This is a genomic window from Candidatus Macondimonas diazotrophica (assembly GCF_004684205.1).
Classification (GTDB): domain Bacteria; phylum Pseudomonadota; class Gammaproteobacteria; order UBA5335; family UBA5335; genus Macondimonas; species Macondimonas diazotrophica.
On sequence record NZ_SRIO01000003.1, the window covers coordinates 125583 to 146458 of the forward strand.

Annotated in this window: 15 protein-coding genes and 1 tRNA gene; 10 read left to right on the forward strand and 6 right to left on the reverse strand. The window is 61.1% G+C overall.

Annotation, left to right across the window (positions count from 1 at the left end):
• Positions 1 to 16 precede the first annotated feature (16 nt).
• The 6 genes from E4680_RS03305 to E4680_RS03330 form a co-directional block, all read right to left on the reverse strand.
• Complete coding sequence (locus E4680_RS03305; protein ID WP_135280956.1) at positions 17 to 1783, reverse strand: TolC family protein; 1767 nt, start codon at positions 1781 to 1783, stop codon at positions 17 to 19.
• The gene (locus E4680_RS03310) at positions 1780 to 4842 is read right to left on the reverse strand and encodes an efflux RND transporter permease subunit (protein WP_135280957.1); all 3063 of its coding nucleotides are present in this window, start codon (positions 4840 to 4842) and stop codon (positions 1780 to 1782) included. Before E4680_RS03310 ends, E4680_RS03305 begins: the two co-directional genes overlap by 4 nt.
• Positions 4843 to 4895: 53 nt before the next feature.
• Entirely contained in the window at positions 4896 to 6062 is a 1167-nt protein-coding gene (locus E4680_RS03315) for an efflux RND transporter periplasmic adaptor subunit (RefSeq protein ID WP_135280958.1), read from the reverse strand.
• 295 nt (positions 6063 to 6357) lie between these two features.
• Positions 6358 to 6864 carry a hypothetical protein gene (locus tag E4680_RS03320; RefSeq protein WP_135280959.1) on the reverse strand — a complete coding sequence of 169 codons (507 nt, stop codon included), beginning with the start codon at positions 6862 to 6864 and terminating at the stop codon, positions 6358 to 6360.
• 13 nt (positions 6865 to 6877) lie between these two features.
• Positions 6878 to 8032: a DUF2863 family protein gene (locus E4680_RS03325; protein WP_167792357.1), complete on the reverse strand. Its 1155-nt coding sequence runs from the start codon at positions 8030 to 8032 to the stop codon at positions 6878 to 6880.
• 85 nt (positions 8033 to 8117) lie between these two features.
• Positions 8118 to 11519, reverse strand: coding sequence for a transglutaminase family protein (locus E4680_RS03330; RefSeq protein ID WP_135280961.1), 3402 nt, complete (start codon positions 11517 to 11519; stop codon positions 8118 to 8120).
• 370 nt (positions 11520 to 11889) lie between these two features.
• On the opposite strand from E4680_RS03330, the gene E4680_RS03335 reads away from it, so the two are divergent.
• From E4680_RS03335 to E4680_RS03380, 10 genes are all read left to right on the forward strand, one after another.
• Entirely contained in the window at positions 11890 to 13356 is a 1467-nt protein-coding gene (locus tag E4680_RS03335; RefSeq protein WP_135280962.1) for a circularly permuted type 2 ATP-grasp protein, read from the forward strand.
• A gap of 21 nt (positions 13357 to 13377) precedes the next feature.
• The gene (locus E4680_RS03340; protein WP_135280963.1) at positions 13378 to 14403 is read left to right on the forward strand and encodes an alpha-E domain-containing protein; all 1026 of its coding nucleotides are present in this window, start codon (positions 13378 to 13380) and stop codon (positions 14401 to 14403) included.
• Positions 14404 to 14485: 82 nt separating this feature from the next.
• A complete protein-coding gene (gene hemB / locus E4680_RS03345) occupies positions 14486 to 15505 on the forward strand; it encodes a porphobilinogen synthase (RefSeq protein ID WP_276605608.1) in 1020 nt (339 codons plus the stop codon).
• On the forward strand, positions 15502 to 16350 hold the full coding sequence (aroE, locus tag E4680_RS03350) for a shikimate dehydrogenase (RefSeq protein ID WP_135280964.1): 849 nt from the start codon (positions 15502 to 15504) through the stop codon (positions 16348 to 16350). The genes hemB and aroE overlap by 4 nt, the downstream gene beginning before the upstream one ends.
• A complete protein-coding gene (locus tag E4680_RS03355) occupies positions 16347 to 16907 on the forward strand; it encodes a SprT-like domain-containing protein (protein WP_167792358.1) in 561 nt (186 codons plus the stop codon). Before aroE ends, E4680_RS03355 begins: the two co-directional genes overlap by 4 nt.
• A 101-nt stretch (positions 16908 to 17008) precedes the next feature.
• Entirely contained in the window at positions 17009 to 17350 is a 342-nt protein-coding gene (locus E4680_RS03360; RefSeq protein ID WP_135280966.1) for a Rieske (2Fe-2S) protein, read from the forward strand.
• Positions 17351 to 17488: 138 nt separating this feature from the next.
• Positions 17489 to 18715 (forward strand): aspartate kinase, encoded by a 1227-nt coding sequence (locus tag E4680_RS03365; RefSeq protein ID WP_135280967.1) that lies wholly within the window; start codon positions 17489 to 17491, stop codon positions 18713 to 18715.
• Positions 18716 to 18807: 92 nt separating this feature from the next.
• The gene (gene csrA, locus E4680_RS03370; protein WP_135280968.1) at positions 18808 to 19008 is read left to right on the forward strand and encodes a carbon storage regulator CsrA; all 201 of its coding nucleotides are present in this window, start codon (positions 18808 to 18810) and stop codon (positions 19006 to 19008) included.
• Positions 19009 to 19106: 98 nt separating this feature from the next.
• A tRNA-Ser gene (locus E4680_RS03375) sits at positions 19107 to 19197 on the forward strand.
• A 243-nt stretch (positions 19198 to 19440) separates the two neighbouring features.
• Positions 19441 to 20832, forward strand: coding sequence for an amino acid permease (locus tag E4680_RS03380; protein WP_135280969.1), 1392 nt, complete (start codon positions 19441 to 19443; stop codon positions 20830 to 20832).
• The last annotated feature ends 44 nt before the right edge of the window (positions 20833 to 20876 follow it).

A 20876-nucleotide genomic window follows, 5' to 3' on the forward strand; every position in this document is an offset into this window, starting at 1 on the left:
CACGCCAATGGATCCCTCATTCAATGGCACCGGGAGCAGAGATTCCGCGATAAGTCAACAGCGTGCCGTCCTGCCGATACAGGTCAATCAGCGCTTTGCGCAGATTCACCACGGAGCGAACCTCTTCGATCTGGGCAGAAACCAGATCCCGCTGGGCGCGAGCGAGCAGGGTGGCGGTCGATTTACCGACCAGGAAGTTCTCCCGTTCTGCGATATGGGCCGCTTCCTGAAGCTGGCGTGTTGCGGCAGTTGCGGTGACCTGCTCCTCCGCCCGCTTGACTTCCATGAAGGCGCTTCGCACATCCAGCTCCGCGAGCTGCTCCAGGTTCTGCAAGGCGAGTTCACGTTGGTCCCGCGCCGTTAGCGACTGAAGATGGATTGCTCGGGATTGCCGGTTACCGACCGGGAAGTCCAGCCTTAGGCCGACTCCCGCGTCCCAAAATTCCTCGTCTCCGTTGCTGATGTTATCGACGCTGTCGCTGAACGATTCGGCGTAGCCGCTGCGCCCAAGCGTTATGAACAGGTTGAGCGCGGGCAACAGACCATTTCGTGTCTGTACCACTTGCAACTCTCCGCTGCGCAGCTGCATGCGGGCCTCGTTGAGATCGGGCCGGTAACGCAATGCAAGCTTGACGTGATCCTCGACATTTCCGGTGAACGATGCCGGAAGGGTCGGGACATCGGCGATTTCGATCATCCGCTGCCAGCCATCCACACCTTGGGGATTGAGTTGCTGAAGAAATCGCAGGCGCAGCTTATCGAATGCGCTACGCGCATCGATGAGCGCCTGGCGACGCAGGGCCAACTCAGCACGTGGGGCAGGGAGTTGGGTTTGGGCAATCTGGCCAACCTCAACCCGCTCCTCGATTTCATGGAGCTGCTTTTCGGAAAGCCGGACGGAATCTTCCAGGATTTCCAGCTGACGCTTGAACAGATAGTAATCCCAGTAAAGCGATTCGATCTGGCTGACTAGCGTTTGGGTAAAGCCGCGTAACTGGTACTGGGTTGCCAGTGTTTCGGTTTCCGCCTGTTGGATGCGCGCCAGGTTGGCGGAGGGGCTGCCGCCTTTCAGCAGCGCCTGCGTCAAGGTCAGGCCGATGCGGGTCTGATTTTGGGCGTCTCGCGCACTACCCTCCAGATCCTCGAGGATGATGCGCTCGATGGTATCGCTCTGGCTCTTGATTCGCTCATTGGAGATCGACGCTTCGATCTGTGTCCCGGTGACCAGACGCTTGGTGGCGCCGACTTTGACTTCACTGCGTTCGCCGTCGATGACGCTGCCCTGACCGCTGCTGTCGGACGCGTCAATCACATCGCGATCGCGATTTCGGCGGAACGGGCTCGGCAGCGCAACACGCGGATTGAAATCCAAGTCCTCGGGAATGGTGCCGACGCCTGGAAAGAAAAATTCCGATTTTTCCCGGCCCAGGGAGCCCTGGAGGAACAGATTGGTGTCGTAGCGGGATCGCTCGATATCTTCGAAGGCGCCTCTTAATACGGGCGTCAACATCTGGATGTTGAGCAGTTTGTTGTTCCTGAGCGCCAGCAAGACGGCTTCTTCGCGGGTGATTCGCAACGGGCCTGCCGGATTCGACGGTGCTGCTTTGCCACCTTTGATCTGATTCACACCGGGCGTGCTGTCCCTGACGATCCTGTCCTGCAGCGGTGTCGGACCCGGTTTGGATTGCGGTGCAGGCGTCTCCGGGATTGCGGCATGGGCTGGGATGGTCAGGCTCAACAGAGCCCCGCCGATGAGATTCAGGCGAACGGTCATTTGTTTCATCGGGCAGCGTCCTTGCGATGGAACAGCGTGTAGATAACAGGGACCACGAACAGGGTGATGAAGGTGGAGCTGATCAGTCCGCCGATGAGGGCGCGCGACATGCTCTGCTGGATCTGTGCCCCTTCACCCTGCGCCACGGCAAGTGGTACCAAGGCCAGCATGGTGGTCAGGGCGGTCATTAAAATGGGACGCAGACGCGTCCGTCCGGCTTCGAGCAGGGCATCGTGCAATGCGAACTGACGGTCATAGCGCAGGTGATTGGCCTGATCGACCAGCAGAATGGCGTTGTTGACCACGACACCGATCAGGATGATCGAGCCGATCAACGACACGATGTTGTAGGTCGTTCCGGTCAAGAGCAGCATGAGATTCACGCCAATCAGTGCCAACGGCACGGAGAACATGACGATCAACGGGTCGCGCAACGATTCATACAGCATGGCCATGATGATGTAGACAAGAATGATGGCCAGGATCATGACGGTGATCAGGTCTTTGAATGCAGCCCGGAGTTCCTCATATTCGCCGACGAACAGCACCTGATACCCGGCTGGAATAGGGACACCGGCAATCGCCTTGCGGACGTTGCTGACAACCGTGCCCAAGTCGGAGCCCGAGATGTTAGCTCCGATCTGAATGGCGCGTTGCTGGTCATTGCGCAGAATCCGAATCGGGCCGAGTTTCGCCTCGGTGTTGACGAGATTGCGCAAGGTAATTTGCTGACCTAATGGATTGAGGATATTGAGATCCAGAATCTCATCCACAGTCAAAAGAGTGGCGTCTTTGAGTTTCACGACGATGTTGGATTCATCGCCGCTTTCGGCATAACGGCTCGCAATCGTGCCGCCCAATGCAATTTCCAGCGTGCGTGCAATCTGAGCCACGCTCACGCCGAGGTCCGCGGTTTTGGCGCGGTCGACATGAAGCTCGACTTGGGGAACCCCTTCGCGATCGGCGCGCCGCACGTCGGTTACATTGGGCACCGTTTCCACCGCATCGGCAATCTGATCGGCCAAATCATTCAGTCTATCGAGATCCGGGCCGCGAATCTCGACTTGAAGGGCTTCGCCACCGCCGATCATCTGCAGCATCACATCCTGCGGCGCGCGCGAGCGGAGCACCCCACCTGGGTAATCGGCGAGCGCGACGCGCAGGTCATCGGCGATTTCGTGGCTGGAACGTTTGCGCTCGACGACGGGAATCAGCGCCGCAGTCATTTCAGCTGTCGAGGTGGCCTCGGGCTTGAACAGCGTGGGACCGACTGCGACGACCATGTGCTTGAGCTCAGGGACATTGTCCCGGACAATCTGGGAGATTTCCTGGATTTTCTCTTCCACAACGTCCAGTCGCGTTCCGGGACGCATCTCGAATTCCACCCGAACCTCGCTTTCATCGGAAGGCGGCATGAATTCGGTACCGATGAGCGGAATCAGGGCAAACGACAGCAGGACCAGCAACGCCGTTGCCGTGAGCGTGCGCCCGGGATGGCGTACGCAGGGATCCAGGGCACGCTTGTAGCGTGTTTCGGCCTGGGCGATGAGCCGACCGATGCGTTCGGCCAGGCCATGAACCTGGTTGCCGAGATTGATCTGGCGACTGAGCAGGCGCGAAGCCAGCATGGGCGTAAACGTGAGTGCAACCAACAGCGAAGCGATGAGCGAAAAACTCACGACCCAGCCGAGCTGGCCAAACATTTCCCCGGCGATCCCTTCGGCGAAGATCAGCGGCAGGAACACCACCATGGTCGTAAACGTACCGCCTGCAATGGCCAGCGCGATCTGCTGCGCACCCTCGATGGCCGCGTTCTGCGGATCGAGCCCTTCTTCCTCGCGTTTCCGGGCAATGTTCTCAAGCACCACGATGGCGTTGTCCACCATCATCCCGACACCCAACGCAAGACCGCCAAGGGTCATCATGTTGATGGTGAAACCCGAGAAGTAGATCAGTACGAACGCCACCAGAACCGAAATCGGCATGGCCGTGGCGACGAGCAATGCGGCGCGTGCATTGCGTAGGAAGAACAGCAGGATGGCAAAGGCTAGGAAGGCACCCCCGAACAGCGACGTGGTCAGATTGTCGATTGCGCGCTGGATGTACTGTCCGGTGTTGACCACGGTCACAAACGAAAGCTGCGGAAAGTCGCGGCGGATCTTCTCCATCTCCGCTTCCACCCGGTTGGTGACTTCCACGGTGTTGTAGCCGGATTGCTTACGCACCATCAGCTGGACGCCCGGAACGCCGTTGACCAAGGCCTTACGATCGATTTTTGCCGTGGTATCCACGACATCGGCAATCTGGTGGAGGTAGATCGGTCCGCCTCGATTGGCGATCAGGGTGCCGCGAATTTCATCGAGGTTGTCAAATCGCCCTGGAATGCGGATGCGGATGTTGGCATTGCCGCGATCGATGCTGCCCGCGGGCAGTGTGACGTTGGCAGTGCGGAGCGCCTGAACCACTTCATCGAGGCTGAGACGCAGGGCGCGGATCTTGTCCGGATAGATCTGTACCTGGATCTCGCGTTCCAGGCCGCCCCAGATGTTAATGGCGGCCACACCTTTGAGCCGCTCGAGGCGGAACTTGATCTGGTCATCGATGAGCTTGCGCAGGGTGAGCGCATCGAGATTGCTACCGATGCCGAGAATCATGACCGGGAATGCATTGGTATCGAATTTTAGCATGATCGGTTCGTCGGCATCGGCCGGCATGAACTCGCGGATGCGTCCGAAACCGTCGCGGATGTCATTGGCTGCGCCATCCAGGTCGGTGCCCCAGATGAAGCTGACGCGAATGACGCTCTGGCCTTCTCGAGAGGTGGAGGAAAGCGTTTCCACGCCCGGGATCGCTGCGAGAATCTCCTCGATCGGCTTGGTGATCAGCTCTTCGATTTCTTCGGGGCTCGCGTTTTCGTAGGTCGTGATCACAGTGAGCGTCGGTAGGCTCAGCTCCGGCATCAGATCGATGTTGGTGCGCATCAGGGTAAAGCTGCCCAGGATCACCATGATCAGCATCACCATGCTGGTGAACACCGGATGAGTAACGGTAAAGCGCGGCATGTTCATGTTCGATTTCCCGGCCGTCCTTGCAATGGCGTGTGACGATGTTTCAATCTGGATCAGGGTTCGCGGACGCGGGAAACTTCCACGCCTTTCCCATCATCCAGCAAATGCAGGCCGAGTGTGACCACCTGTCCTTGCAAGGGGGGGGAGACGATCTGTGTGAGGTCACCGTCCTGTAGGCCGGTCTCTACAGGAACGAAACGAGCGATTGCACCATCCTCGGTTTGCTCGACACGAAAGACACCCATCTTGCCCTGGCGCTCGACGAGCGCATCGTTGGAAACAGCGATGGCATTCGGCGCTTGGTCGAAAAGGATACGGGCCCGGCCGAACATACCGGGTTTCAAGTCTCCGGATTCATTGGGAATCGTGACTTCGAGCAAGGCTTGTCGGGACATTTCGTTGAACTGGGGTGAGATACGGGAAATCACGCCCGTGAACTCCTGATCCGGATACGCCGCGGTAGTCAGGGTGACGGGTTGGCCGATGGTCAGGCGGCTGTAATCCCGCTCGGTCACGCTCATCTGAGCGATGATCGGCTGAAACGCCAATACTTGGACAACGGGTTCGCTTGGACGCAACAAGGCGCCTTCATCAACAAACCGCTGCCCCACCACACGCGTCGTATCCTCGTCCGGCCAATCCGCATAGATTTTGGTGTAGGACAGCTTGAGTTCCGCAGCCTTGAGCGCGGCTTGCGCTTGTTGCAACTGGGCTTTGGCCACGCTCAAGCGAGCTCGGCTGGCGGTGACGCGGGTCAATGCGCCATCGTATTCGGCCTCTGAGGCAATCTTGCGATCCAGTAGCTGCTTGGTGCGCTGGAAATCACGTTCTGCAACCTGCGCCGAGGCGGTGGCCTCGGACAACTGGGCCTTTGCGACCGTCAGCTGAGCCCGGATTCGAATCACTTCCTGGGCGATCTCGTCATCTTCCAGTTCCGCAATGAGCTGACCCTTTTCCACCTGATCACCGACTCCGACGGTCAGCTTAAGCAAAATACCACCGACTTTGGGTGTGATGAGGAATTGGGCATTCGGGCGCAGCGTGCCATTGAAGTAACGATAGTCATTCATGTCGAGTTGGCGCACTGCCGCAGCCTCGACTGCAATGACTGCGGCTGCCTCGGGCTTATCTGCGTTGGAGACGAAGAGACGTTGGATAACGACGCCGACGAACAACAGGAAAAACGCGATGACCAGAACGCGTGGAAGCCTTTTCGGCATGAGTTTCCTTCCTTGGGATCAATGGCAACAAGCTTTCGGAAGCTACTATAGTGCCGTTTCAATGACAATCAGCCGGAGTGGATCATTCCCTGCGATCTATGCTCAACCCATTCCGGAAAAGTGGCTGGGCGACTCTGATGCTTCGGGATGACGGCCTGACGCCGCTCAGCCATTCGCGGCCAATCTGGGCGGCGTGTGGCATCGGCGGGCGTATACGATGCTTGACGCGTGGGTGTTCGGTGCTGTTCTCGGTTCTGAGTCGAAAAACGATCGCGCCAGTGATCGATCGGATCGGTCAATGCTCTCGTGCAGGCGTCTGAGCGCGCCGAGCCTCCCAGTTTTCGATGGCTTGAAGTGCCAGCAGACCCGCGTTTCGCAACGCGGTTTCCGCAGAGCCTTGATCCTGATGCTGCAAGGCGTGCCAGGCATTTTCGGTCAGCATGGTCGGAGATGGCAGGACGCCCTCCATGTTCAGCAATTCCTGGCCAGCCTGTAGCGCTTTCAGACACGTGAGGCGCGTTTCCTCGTCCATGTCCGCCAGACCGATGGCCATGCTGCACGCACCCAGGGGCGCCAGGGACAAGGTGGCCCAGGGGGAGCGAGAGTGTGTATCTCCCGCTTGTGGGCTCACCCAGTACCACTCGGTCAAACCACGAACCAGATGCATCAGGACCAGCATTGCGGGAAGGTCGTCAAATAGCTGGCGATGTCCGCGCGCGGCTGCGAGGTGGGCCGTCACCTTCATGGGCGGCGCCACCAACAGGGCGTATTCGGTCTCAGACAAGGCGACGATATCGGACATGATCGATTCCAGGTCAGTGCAGTTGTTTCGAGACCGGCAGCGGTGCGTCGACGGTCTGTGTATGGGTCAGTTCGCCATCCGCCCCCGGGAACAGGGGGGCGCCACAATCCTCGCAGTCGGCAACGGGGAACCGCCCGCGGAGCACGTCGATGCGTTTGATGCCCATCTGCTGCAATACATCGCGGATCTGAGTGGCAACATCCGAGAGATCATCTTCGCCTTCCAGCAAACCCCATACGGAGCCGTGCAGTACTTCTGGGTGATTCTCCCGCAACAGACCGATTCGATATTCGACCAGGACAGCGTTGTCATAGCACGGCGCAATCACCGCATGGATCCGGTCCGGTGTCAGGTCGTACTGCGCCTGCATCTGGGCCGCACAGGCCTGCAGCGTGAATGAGCGCCCATGTTCATCGGTACGGCGCAAGGCCGGGAAATATGCATCTGGCGACAGCAGGGTGATCGCGCAGTTGCTCAGGAGGTCAGACAATGGCCGGTGAGCCACCTGCTGCCAGTGTTGATCGATGTCGTCTCGGCTTGCGGCAGCGTCGTGCCAGCGAAACAAGGCCTGATCGCCCGGGCGGGCGCGGATCAGCCCCAGCAGATAGCGCGGGTCCGCCAGATAGCGGTTGCTGGTGGGCATTGCAGCGGCATCGACGGCCAGAACCGGCTCGGCCTCAGCCAGCCGTTGTCGCAGATGCGAAGTCAGGGAGTAGGCACCGCAATATCCGGCGGGCAGTTGGTCGGGGCCGAACAGAAAATCGGCCAGGACCAGTGAAGCCCCGGCCGCGACCACGCCATCCTTCAGCAGCGCGCACAACTCATGGCACTGCTCGGGGTTGAGTGAACGAGCGGGAATGTCGTACCGGGACCAGGCCAGGATCGGCAGGGCGATCAACAGTCCCGTCTCACCTCCCATGGCTTCAGCCTCGATCAGGTCCGACAAGCCTTCGAACGCCCGGGGAAGCTGGGTATGGAGTCGATCAAGCGCTTCAATGAGGCTCTTTTCGTGACCATCGGCCAGTAGGGCGCGGATCAGGGGCTTCAGGCGATCTTGATAAAATCGGTCTTCCTGCGCGCATTCCGAACGGCCTAGTCCCAATGCCAGCTGCACCAGTTCGTCGATCCGGCGATGGCCGCGCGATGCGCTTCGGCTCACTCGTCTCATTCCACGGTTCCTCACCCACCCCGGCTTCGGACCGGATAACTGACCTATTTTACCCGACCCGGGACCCTGGGTGATGGGGGCCGATTCAGCGCGGCATCCAGATCGAGCGCCGGCGCAGATCCAGCGTATGCGGATATTCGCGATTGGTCTCCTCCGGTGGAGGCTGCATGGGCCCCAATGGATGACCATTGGGAAGGAAACGGCTCAGGCGCGCGATGTCCGGCGGGACTTCCAATACGCCGGGTGTGTGGCCGAATCCCCAGAAGCGGCTGACCCGCCGGGTTTCGGCGGCGTAGGCATTGACCGGGTAGACATCGTAGCTGCGCCCGCCGGGATGGGCGACATGATAGGTGCAGCCGCCGATGGATCGGCCATTCCAGGTGTCGATGATGTCGAAGATCAGCGGCGAGTGAATTCCGATGGTCGGGTGCAGGGCAGAGGGCGGCTGCCAGGCGCGGTAGCGCACCCCGGCCACATACTCGCCATGCGTGCCGGTGTTGTGCAAGGGGACGCGGCGGCCGTTGCACGCGATGACATGGCGCGAATCGGTCAGGCCGGTTACCCGTACCTGCAGCCGCTCGACCGACGAATCGACGAAGCGGGCGGTGCCCAGATTGGTGGATTCCTCGCCCAGCACATTCCACGGCTCCAGTGCACCGCGCAGCTCCAGATGGATGTCGCCAACACGGACTTCGCCGTAATGGGGGAAGCGGAATTCCAGAAAGGGGGCGAACCACTCCGGATGGAAGGGAAATCCCGATTCGCGCAGGAAACGGGTGACATCCTGGATGTCCTGCCACACGAAATGCGGCAGCATGAAGCGATCGTGCAATGCGGTTCCCCAACGCACCAGATCATGGCGGTAGGGGCGGTACCAGAAATGCGCGACCAGGGTGCGCAGCAGCAGCATCTGCACCAGACTCATGCGGGCATGAGGCGGCATTTCGAAGGCGCGCAACTCAAGCAGTCCCAGCCGGCCGCGCTGGCTGTCCGGCGAATAGAGCTTGTCGATACAGAACTCGGCGCGGTGAGTGTTGCCGGTCAGGTCCGTCAGCAGGTTGCGGAGCAGCCGATCGACCAGCCACGGCTGCGGCACTTCGCCATCCGGCATCTCCTTGAAGGCGATATCGAGCTCATAGAGGCTTTCGATGCGCGCTTCATCTGCCCGGGGGGCCTGGCTGGTCGGACCAATGAACAGTCCCGAGAACAGATAGCTCATGGCCGGATGATGCTGCCAGAAGGTGATCAGGCTACGCAGCAGGTCGGGTCGGCGCAGGAAGGGGCTGTCGGCTGGCGTGCTGCCGCCGAGAGTGACGTGATTGCCGCCGCCGGTGCCGGTGTGGCGGCCGTCGAGCATGAATTTTTCGGTACCGAGCCGCGCCCGGTGGGCTTCGTCATACAGCGTTTCGGTGATTTCGACCATCTCCGCCCAGTTTTCCGCGGGGTGGACGTTGACCTCGATCACGCCCGGATCCGGTGTGATATGCAGCCGTTTGAGGCGCCAGTCATGCGGCGGCTCATAGCCTTCGAGGCGGACCGGCAGGCCGAGCTGCGCCGCGGTGGCTTCGATGCAGGCGAGCAGATTCAGGTAGTGTTCGAGATAGCTGACCGGTGGCAGGAAGATATGGAGGCAGCCGTCGCGGGGTTCGATGCACAGTGCAGTGCGAAACACATCCGCCCAGCGCGCCGGGTTCAGATCATCAGCCTGTTCCATTTCACGGATGGGCTGGGGCGGCGCTGGTGTCCAGGTGCTGTAATGGCGTGCGACTTCGCCCTGCAGGTCATCCAGCGGTGGTCGGGGCTCGAACGGGCTTGGTTCCGGAACGACCTCGCGCCGTTCACGCTGCTGGGCGCTCCAGGGTAATTGATCCAGGGGCAGGCGCAGGCCCATGGGCGAATCGCCGGGCAGCAGAAACATCACCTCGCGGCGGAACGGCCAATGCACGCTCTCCCACCGGTTCGAGCCGTAGTTCCAGCGCACCGGCAGGCAGTAACCCACCGGCATGTCGAGTCCTCGTTCCAGGACCTGCCGCAGGCTCGCATGATCGGGGTGCTGTTTGTCCGCGAGTTTCAGGGGGTCGAGGTCGAGCGGCAGGCTGTCCGCCTTCCAGAGGTGATAGAGCGTGTCCTCATAACCCGGCTGCACGTGGTCCGGCGCAACCCCGAGGCGACGAGCCAGTTCGCGGCCGAAGCACAGCGCATCGTCGATCGTGCATCCATAATCCTTACCATCATCGGCAAGTAGGTCGGGCCGCTGCCACACCGGCCGGCCATCGGTCCGCCAGTAAAGCGACAAGGCCCAGCGGGGCAGTTCCTCGCCGGGATACCACTTCCCCTGTCCCACGTGGAAGACCCCGCCGGGTGCGAATCGATCCTGCAGCCGGCGCAACAGCACGCCGGCGCGTTCTCGCTTGTGCGGGCCTAGCGCCGCGGTGTTCCATTGGGGAGACTCCATGTCGTCGACCGACACGAAGGTGGGCTCCCCGCCCATGGTGAGCCGCACGTCGCCGGCCCGAAGCTGATCGTCCACCGCACGTCCCAGAAGTGTGATCGCTTGCCACTGGTCGTCACTGTAGGGCTTGGTGACGCGGGGATCCTCATGAATGCGCTGGACTTCGTTATGGTGAGAAAACGTCACTTCGGTGTCGGGATCACCCCAGAAGTTGCCGGTCACGGGGGCGGCGCTCACCGGATCCGGCGTGCAGGCCAGCGGGATATGGCCTTCGCCAGCGAACAGCCCGGAAGTGGGATCGAGGCCGATCCAGCCCGCGCCGGGGACATACACTTCGCACCAGGCATGCAGATCCGTGAAATCGGCTTCGGGCCCGGAGGGGCCGTCCAGTGACCTGACATCAGGTTTGAGCTGAACCAGATAACCGGAGACAAAGCGTGCGGCCAGACCGAGGTGGCGCATGATCTGGACCAGCAGCCAAGCCGAATCCCGGCACGAACCGGTGGTTTTTTTCAGAGTCTCCTCGCAACTCTGGATGCCGGGTTCCATCCGGATCAGATAGCCGATATCGCGTTGCAGCCGACTGTTGAGGTCCACCAGAAAATCGACGACATACGGGCGTTTTCCGCGTTCCACGCCAGACAACCACTTGCGCAGCAGCGGGCCGTTCTCCGTGACCTCCATGTAAGGCGTCAATTCCTTGCGTAACTGGCGGTCGTAGGTGAAGGGGAAATGCTTGGCATATTCCTCCACGAAGAAATCGAAGGGATTGATGACCACCATCTCGGCGATCAGGTCGACTTCGATGCCGAGAGTCCGGGTTTCCTGCTGAAAGACGACCCGGGCGAGGATGTTGCCGAACGGGTCCTGCTGCCAGTTGATGAAATGATCCTCCGGCGTCACGCGCAGCGAGTAGGACAGAATCGGCGTCCTGCTGTGCACCGCCGGACGCAGGCGGATCACCTGCGGGGACAGCGCAACGGGGCGATCATAGTGGTAGACGGTCTTGTGGTTGAGCGCCACGCGCAGGGACATCAGGGCCTCCAGGGGGGGATTCTCAGCAAGTGATTGTGACCCGAGCGTTGGTGGGATGCGATTGATGCCGCTTGACTAGCCAACATCATGCCAGCCCGGTGGCGTTTCCGGATTCAGGTGATTCCCCGCCTGTACTGGCTGGCGTAAGAATCGCTACGCCCCCAAGATACCGCTGGCGCACCATTATGAGGCTCTTTTGTGACCCTGCTGAGATGCCCGAAAGGTGGATTGATCATCTCGGCACGAATTACTCGGGCTGTTTGGGGACGACCTGCTCCTGTCGTGTCTAGGGTGATCCGGCGCGTTTCTTGTAAGGAAATTGTGAAAAACTGAGATGGCCGTTGGATTCATCTCACGATCGGGAGCCCACATGTCGCAGCAATGGCGCGATTACCTGCAGCAGGATTTCTACGATGAACTCATTGGCCCCGATGGGCCGCGCCCGGCGGCGCGTCATCTGATCGAGCATCTGAACAAACTGGGACCCGAGACGCTGCGCGAACGGCAACGCGCCGCCGAACTCGAGATCAAGACGCTGGGCATCACTTTCACGGTCTACAGTGACGGCAACGCCATCGACCGGGCTTGGCCGATGGACATCATTCCACGGGTGATTCCGGCGCCCGAATGGCGGCGCACCGAGGCGGGCCTGAAGCAGCGCGTGCAGGCGCTCAATCTGTTCATCAACGACATTTACGGGCCGCAACACATCATTCGGGACAAGCATTTCCCCGAAGCGCTCATCGCCAGTTCCCGGAATTTTCGCCCGCAATGCCGCGATTTCACGCCGCCACTTGGGGTTTGGGCGCACATCTGCGGTTCAGACATGGTGCGCGACCGTGATGGAACGCTGTATGTCCTGGAAGACAACCTGCGGGTGCCGTCGGGTGTGTCCTACATGATGATGAATCGCATGGTGATGAAGCACGTCTTTCCGGAACTGTTCGAGGACCAGCTCATCCTGCCGGTGGATGACTATCCCTCGCAGCTCTTCGACATGCTGGCGGCGATGTCGCCTCGCCCGGGTGACTATCCCTGCGTCGTGGTGATGACCCCGGGTATCTATAACTCGGCCTATTTCGAACACGCCTATCTGGCCCAGCAGATGGGCGTGGAACTGGTGGTGGGTTCGGACCTGTACGTCGGCGAGGATGACTGTGTTTACATGCGCACTATCCAGGGGCCGGAGCGGGTCGACGTCATCTACCGTCGCATCGATGACGATTTTCTCGATCCAGAAGCCTTCCGGGCCGACTCCACCTTGGGCGTGCCGGGGCTGCTGAGGGCCTGGCGAGCGCGCAAGGTGGCCTTGGTCAATGCGCCCGGCGCGGGGGTTGCGGATGACAAGGTGGTCTACACCTATGTTCCGGACTTCATCAAATACTATCTGGATGAGGATCCGATTCTGCCCAATGTGCCGACTTGGCGCTGTGAGGACCCGGTATCGCTGAAACACGTGCTGGCCCAGCTTCCCGAACTGGTGATCAAGCCGGCGAACGAGTCGGGCGGCTACGGCATGCTGGTCGGACCCAAGGCCAGCCGCGCCGAATGCGCGCACTTTGGGCAGTTGATTCAAAGCGATCCGCGCAACTATATCGCCCAGCCGACGCTGGCGCTGTCGACGGTTCCATCGCTCACCGATCATGTCCCCGAGCCGCGCCATGTCGATCTGCGCCCATTCATCCTCAGTGGCAACGAGATCCAGGTCACCACTGGCGGCCTCACCCGTGTGGCGATGGTCAAAGGATCGCTGGTGGTGAACTCGTCGCAAGGGGGTGGAAGCAAGGACACCTGGGTGGTTGAACTCGGCGACGCCGAGGCTCAGTCCGGACGATGACGGCCACAAGGAGCTTTACTGATGTTGTCGCGAATGGCCGAGAATATGTACTGGTTTGCCCGCTATCTGGAGCGGGCCGAAAATACCGCCAGACTGGTGACGGTAACCACCAATCTGATGCTGGATCTGCCCCGGCGGATTGCCACCGACTGGGAGCCGCTGATCGATATCACCGGCAGCCGCGACGTATTCATGGAACGGCACGGCGAGATGAGCGAACATCGCGTGGTGCAGTTCCTGCTGGCCGATCGCGCTAATCCCGGCTCACTGATCAGCTCGCTTGCCAAAGCGCGCGAAAATCTTCGCACGACGCGCGATATCGTGCCTGCCGAGGCCTGGGAACAGCTCAACCGGATTCATCTGATCGTCCAGGACAAGATGGGCGAGGGGCTGTCACGCCGGGGACGCCATGAGTTTCTGCAAGCCATCATCGGTCATTGCCAGCAGATCGTCGGATTGCTGCATGGCGCCATGAGTCGGGACGAGGCATTCGAGTTCATGCGTCTGGGGCGCTACCTGGAACGCGCCGACATGACTACCCGCATCATCGATGTCCGATCCGGGGATCTGCTGGCGGAGATGCCGACTGACCTGATGGCCTACAGCCGCATGCAGTGGATGAGTGTGCTCAAATCGCTCACGGCCTACCAGATGTACCGGCGTCTGGTGCGCAGCCGGGTGTCCGGCGTCGACGTGATGCGTTTTCTGCTCAGAGAGGAGCGCTTCCCTCGGTCGGTCCAGGCCTGCATTCGGACCCAAGAGGATTGCCTGTCGAAGCTGCCTCATAATGAGGCGCCCTTGCGTGCCGTTGCCCAATTACGGGGCATGCTGCAGCGTGCGGACATCGGTGCGCTGGCACACGAGTCCGGGACCCTGCATCTGTTCATGGATGAACTGCAGCTCAAGCTCGCCGAATGTCACAACGCGATTGCAGCGACCTACTTCAGCCTTGAACCCGTCCCGGCTGGTGCATCGTCCACCAAGGTGATTTCCGTTCCGCCTGCCACCGCGACACAAGCCCAATCGCAGGCTCAGCGGCTGCACTGAACGGCCCCGGGCCGGCGAGGTCGTTGTCGCAGATCACGCCCGTGGGCACAATGAGAAGCCCCGTGGTTTCAGGAATGCTGCTGTGAACGATGCCGTGTTTCCTCGCATCCGTATGCGTCGCATGCGCCAGGATGCCTTTTCCCGGCGCCTGATGCGTGAGCAGACATTGCTTCCGGGCGATCTCATCTGGCCGGTGTTCGTGCTGGATGGGGCCGGCCGGCGTGAGCCTGTGGCCTCGATGCCGGGTGTCGAGCGTGTGAGCCTGGAGATCCTGCAAGAGACCCTGGCGCCACTGGTTGCCATGGGTCTCCCGGCGGTTGCCTTGTTTCCGGTGGTACCTGCACCATGCAAATCCCTGCTGGCCGAAGCGGCCTATGACCCGGATGGATTGGTGCAATGCGCGGTTCGCACATTGCGCCAGACATTTCCCGAACTCGGCATCATCACCGACGTGGCACTCGATCCTTACACGCGCCATGGCCAGGACGGGATCCTGGGTGAGAGCGGGCGCATACTCAACGACGAAACGGTCGAAGTGCTGGTCCGGCAAGCCTTGTCGCATGCCGATGCAGGTGCTCAGGTCGTGGCGCCTTCGGACATGATGGACGGGCGGGTCGGCGCCATTCGCGCCGCGTTGGAGGCTGCCGGGCATTCGGATACCCGCATTCTCGCCTATGCAGCGAAATACGCTTCGGCCTTCTACGGCCCGTTCCGTGAGGCGGTGGGTTCCGCAGCCGCGCTGGGAAAGGCCGACAAGTGCACCTATCAGATGGATCCCGCCAACAGCGATGAGGCCCTGCGCGAGGTGGCGCTCGATCTCGCGGAAGGTGCGGATATGGTGATGGTCAAGCCGGGAATGCCCTATCTCGACGTGGTGCGGCGGGTGAAGGACCGTTTCGGTGTCCCCACACTGGCTTATCAGGTGAGTGGCGAATACGCCATGCTCATGGCTGCGGCGCGGGCGGGTTGGCTCGATGAACGGGCGGTTGTGATGGAATCCCTTCTGGCCTTCAAGCGAGCCGGTGCCGACGCCATTCTGACCTATTTTGCGCCGCGGGCATTGCGCTGGCTGCATGACGACGCTACAGGAGGCGGGAGATGACCGATCGTTACGCCGTGATCGGTAATCCCGTCGCCCATAGCAAGTCGCCGTTGATCCATCAACTGTTCGCCGCGCAGACCGGGCAAGACATGGTCTACGAGAAGCGCTTAGCGCCGCTGGAGGGGTTTGGCGTGGCGGTTCGCGAATTTCTGGCCGAGGGCGGGAAAGGACTCAATGTGACAGTGCCGTTCAAGGCCGAGGCCTTTGTGATGGTGGATGTCTGCTCGCCGCGCGCCACGCAAGCCAGCGCGGTGAACACGATAGGTATCGGTGTCGACGGCCGTTTGTGGGGCGACAATACCGATGGGATCGGATTGGTCCGTGACTTGAAAGACGCTCTGGGTTGGCTGTTATGCGAGCGTCGTTTGCTGGTGCTTGGCGCCGGAGGCGCGGCATGCGGCATCCTGGGGCCTCTGCTGGAAGAGGGGCCACGGGAACTCGTGGTCGCCAACCGCACCCCCGATCGAGCGGAAGCATTGGCGGCGAGATTCCACTCTCTGGGGCCGGTGCGCGGCTGTGGTTTGCACGATCTGTTCGGCATCGGCGCTTTCGATCTGATCCTCAATGCGACATCCGCCAGCTTGTCCAACGCGCTGCCGGTGCTGCCGCTGGGCCTGGTGGCCAGTCACACGCAGTGTTACGACCTGGCCTACGGTCGGGAGCCGACGGAATTTCAGCGCTGGGCGTGGGCACAGGGCGCAGCGGGCGCCGAGGATGGTCTGGGCATGCTCATTGAACAGGCGGCATTCTCGTTTGAGCTCTGGCGTGGCGTGCGCCCGGATACCGCACCGGTCCAGGCTGCCTTGCGACAGAAGGCTCTGGAGCCCAAGGACAGCAACGCTTGAACCCCTATGAGCAGGCGCATCAGTGGCTGGCCGAGCAGCCGGACACGGTGGCACTGCTGATCCGGAAGGCAGCGGCACTGGAGTGTTGTGGGGCGAGCCATGCGGGGTTGACGCCGCACCCTCCGCGGCTGGTGTTCGATTTGCGCGGTACCCGAGCCGGGAGTTCGGACAGCGCGGGCACGATTCGTCTCAATCCCGTGCTGCTTCGCGAAAATACTGCGGCATTCATGGCGCTGACGTTGCCGCATGAAGTGGCGCACTGGATCGTATTCCGCTGGCGTCCGGGCGCCTCGCCTCACGGTGCGGAGTGGCGGCAGGTCATGGCGTGGCTGGGTGCGCCGGCGCAACGGTGCCACGACTTCGATGTCACGCGAGCGCGTCTCAAGACGGGGCGGCGGTACGCCTACCGGTGCGCTTGCCGGCAGCATACCCTCGGCGCTGTGGCGCATCGACGCAGTCAGACCGGCCGGACGATCTATCGATGTCGCGTCTGTGGGAGCGTCCTGCGCCCACTCGATACCGCAATCACCGCCATGGTGTGCGGATTGCCTCAATGATCTCGCTGGCGGGTACGATGTTCGCAAGCAAGCTAAGATTGCAGGCAGGAACATCGCACACGCCAAAAGCGTGGAGCTGAATAAACTCAGGAGGAAGGGCAATGCTGAGACAAGTTTGCGGAGTGGATGATCTGACGGTCGGCGGGATGCAGAAATTCGATGTCGCCGGAACCGCCATCATCCTTTATCGGCTCGAGGACGGCTTTTACGCCACCCAGCGGTTGTGTACCCATACCTGGGGGCCGTTGGACCGCGGAAAGCTCGAGGACGGATGCGTCGTGTGCCCCTTGCATCGCGCGCGCTTCGATGTGCGCACCGGGGCGGTCAAGCAATGGGCCAATTTTCCGCCGGGCGTTCAGTTGCTCAACTTCTTGCGCGGTCACAAGCCACTGACCACTTATCCGGTCGAAGTGAAGGAGGGGCGGATCTGGGTGGATGTTTGAAGCCATGCCGCCGGCATCTGCACCGGTTGCGGTTCAGTTATAATCGGCGCCTTTGGGCCCCGGATGCTCGGGCGGTGACAATCCGCCGCAATGAGCCTTGGCGCGAGCCGCAATTCAGCGAAGGATCCAGCAGGTACCATGGCCTTGATCGTCCAAAAATACGGAGGCACCTCGGTCGGCACCATCGAGCGGATCGAACGCGTGGCTCGCAAGGTGATCGCCGCCCGCGCGCGAGGCGACCAGGTCGTCGTCGTCGTATCGGCAATGAGTGGGGAAACCGACCGGTTACTCGGGCTGGCGCGCCAGATCGCGTCCCGTCCCGAACCCCGGGAAGTCGATGTGCTGATTTCGACAGGTGAGCAGGTCACCATCGCCCTGCTTGCCATGACGCTGCAGAAGCTCGGCTGTCCCGCACGCTCCTATACGGGCGCACAGGTGCCCATCATCACCGATTCGGCGCATGGCAAGGCGCGGATCGCGCGCATCGATCCGCACCAGGTGCGCGCGGCTCTGGACGCCGGCCAGGTGGTCGTGGTGGCGGGCTTTCAGGGCGTTGATGCCCTGGGCAACATCACCACACTCGGACGGGGTGGTTCCGATACCACGGGTGTGGCCCTGGCGGCAGCCTTGAAGGCAGATGAATGCCAGATCTTTACCGATGTCGATGGGGTGTATACCGCCGATCCACGCATTGTTCCCACAGCGCGGCGACTGGATCACATCACCTTCGAGGAAATGCTTGAGCTGGCCAGCCTCGGAGCCAAAGTGTTGCAGATCCGATCCGTCGAATTTGCGGGCAAGTACAACGTTCCGCTGCGTGTCCTGTCCACCTTCCAGGAAGGGCCCGGCACGCTGATCACCTATGAGGAGCAGCAAGTGGAAGAGGTCGTCATCTCCGGAATCGCGCAAAATCGTGACGAAGCGCAGATCACGGTGAGCGGAATTCCCGATCATCCGGGTGTGGCCTACCGCGTGCTCGGGCCGGTTGCCGATGCCAACATCGAAGTGGACATGATTGTGCAGAACGTTGCCCGTGACGGGACGACCGACCTCACCTTCACGGTCCATCGCAACGACCATGAGCGTGCAATGGAGATCTTGCGTGGGCGACAGAAGGATCTGGGCGCCCGCGAGATCGCCGGTGATTCGGCGATCGCCAAGATCTCGCTGGTCGGGGTCGGGATGCGCAGCCATGCCGGCGTCGCGGCGCGCATGTTCAGTGTTCTCGCGTCCGAAGGAATCAACATCCGGATGATCTCCACTTCCGAGATCAAGATTTCGGTCGTGGTCAGCGAAAAATATGTCGAGTTGGCGGTTCGGGCGCTTCATGAGGCCTTCGCGTTGGATCGGGCGCCTCATCGCTAACGTTCAAACAGACCCGTCTTGGGCCGATATCAAAACGGGGTATCACAGGATGTGGCGACCCCAACACGTTGATAGACAGCAAGGAGCATTCAATGCTGATTTTGACAAGGCGAGTGGGCGAAACGGTCATGGTGGGCGATGAGATCACCATTACCGTTCTGGGCGTCAAGGGCAACCAGGTACGTCTCGGCATCAATGCGCCCAAGGATGTAGCGGTTCACCGGGAAGAGATTTACCAGCGCATCAAGCACGAGCATGACGATATGGAACCGGGGGATGTAATCGGGCGTTGAGCCGGGCGGCTTTACCCCGCGTCGCAATCCCGATAGAATCGGCGCTCTTCTCTTGGCAGCACCGGCGGTTCTCGACGATGCTGCTGTCTACCGATCACGGAGAGATGGCCGAGAGGCCGAAGGCGCTCCCCTGCTAAGGGAGTATGGGTCAAAAGCCCATCGAGGGTTCGAATCCCTCTCTCTCCGCCACTTTTCTGCGACGACGTCGTTCGCGCTCCCACCCCTGGCGGCTCGGAATGGTTGATTTCGGCCGACCGTGTCTCCTTTGCGCAGGGTCTTGACGGGCATCCTCGACAACGAGGCAGCGGTGAGTGTGAACCATCTGCCGTCAGTCAGGCGAACGCGCGACGACGGGCGGCACGAAAATGGCATGTGTTCGGCAGAGTGCCCGGGTGATCGGGGCATCGGATAGTGGTTGAGTCAGGAGGGGAAATGGCGGGACAAGGATGGTGGCGGACCAAGCCGATCGATCAGGCGCTCGAAGCAGGAGAGGGCGGCCTGCATCGGGTTCTGTCTGGGTTGGACCTGACGTTTCTCGGTATCGGTGCCGTCATCGGCGCGGGTATTTTCGTCCTGACCGGGATTGCCGCCGCGACCAAAGCCGGTCCGGCGCTGACCCTGTCTTTTGTCATTGCCGGGATGGCCTGCCTGTTCGCGGCGTTGGTCTACGCCGAATTTGCGAGCACCGTTCCACTCTCCGGCAGTGCCTATACCTACTCCTATGTGACCCTTGGCGAACTGCCGGCCTGGATCATCGGTTGGGATCTGATCCTGGAATATTCGGTCGCTTCGGCTGCCGTTGCAATCGGCTGGTCGGGCTACTTCAACCGGGTTTTGGAAGGACTGGGCCTCGGTCTGCCTGAGATGCTGACCCGCACGCCATTCGATGGGGGTTGGATCAATCTCCCTGCATTCGTCGTGATTCTGGTGGTCAGCGCACTGCTGGCAGTCGGTGTCCGGGAAACCAGCCGATTCAACAACGCGATGGTGGTGCTGAAACTCGGAATCATCGCGCTCTTTCTCGTCACGGCCATTCCCAAGATCGATGTCACCAACTGGGATCCCTATTTTCCGTTCGGATGGAGTGGCGTCGTCGGTGGCGCAGGGCTGATCTTTTTTGCCTATATCGGATTCGATGCGGTGTCCACAGCAGCGGAGGAGGCGCGCGACCCACAACGCGATATCCCGCGCGGAATTCTCGGCTCCCTGGTGATCTGCACGCTGATTTACATTCTGGTAGCCGGGGCACTGACCGGGATCGTCAACTACACCCAGCTCAATGTGCCCGATCCTGTGGCAGCGGGTTTGGCGTTGATCGGCGCTCACAGTGTAGCGGGTTTGATCAGCGTCGGCGCCATCGCCGGGCTGAGCTCGGTCCTGCTGGTGTTGCTTTACGGGCAAAGTCGCATCTTTTTCGCCATGTCCCGTGACGGACTGCTGCCCCCCGTTTTCTCGCGCGTACATCCCCGCTTCAGAACCCCGTTCCAGGTGGTGCTGATGACCGGGCTCGTGGTGGCGCTGGTTGCCGGTTTCATGCCGATCCGTCAGGTCGCAGAACTGGTAAACGTGGGTACACTTGCCGCCTTCATCCTGGTCTCGGTGGCGGTCATGGTGCTGCGCTACACGCGCCCTGATCTCCATCGCCCGTTCCGGACGCCCCTGGTGCCATTGATTCCGCTCTTGGCCATCGCCTTTTGCGCCTATCTGATTGCGAGTCTGGATGCCGTGACGCTTTGGCGGTTCGTGGCCTGGATGGCATTGGGCATGGCGGTCTATGTGTTCTATGCCCGCCATCACAGCCGGCTGAGGTCTGAGCAGGGATAGGTCTGGGCCGGGGCGGTACGACGGTAGCTTGAGCAGCTATCCGC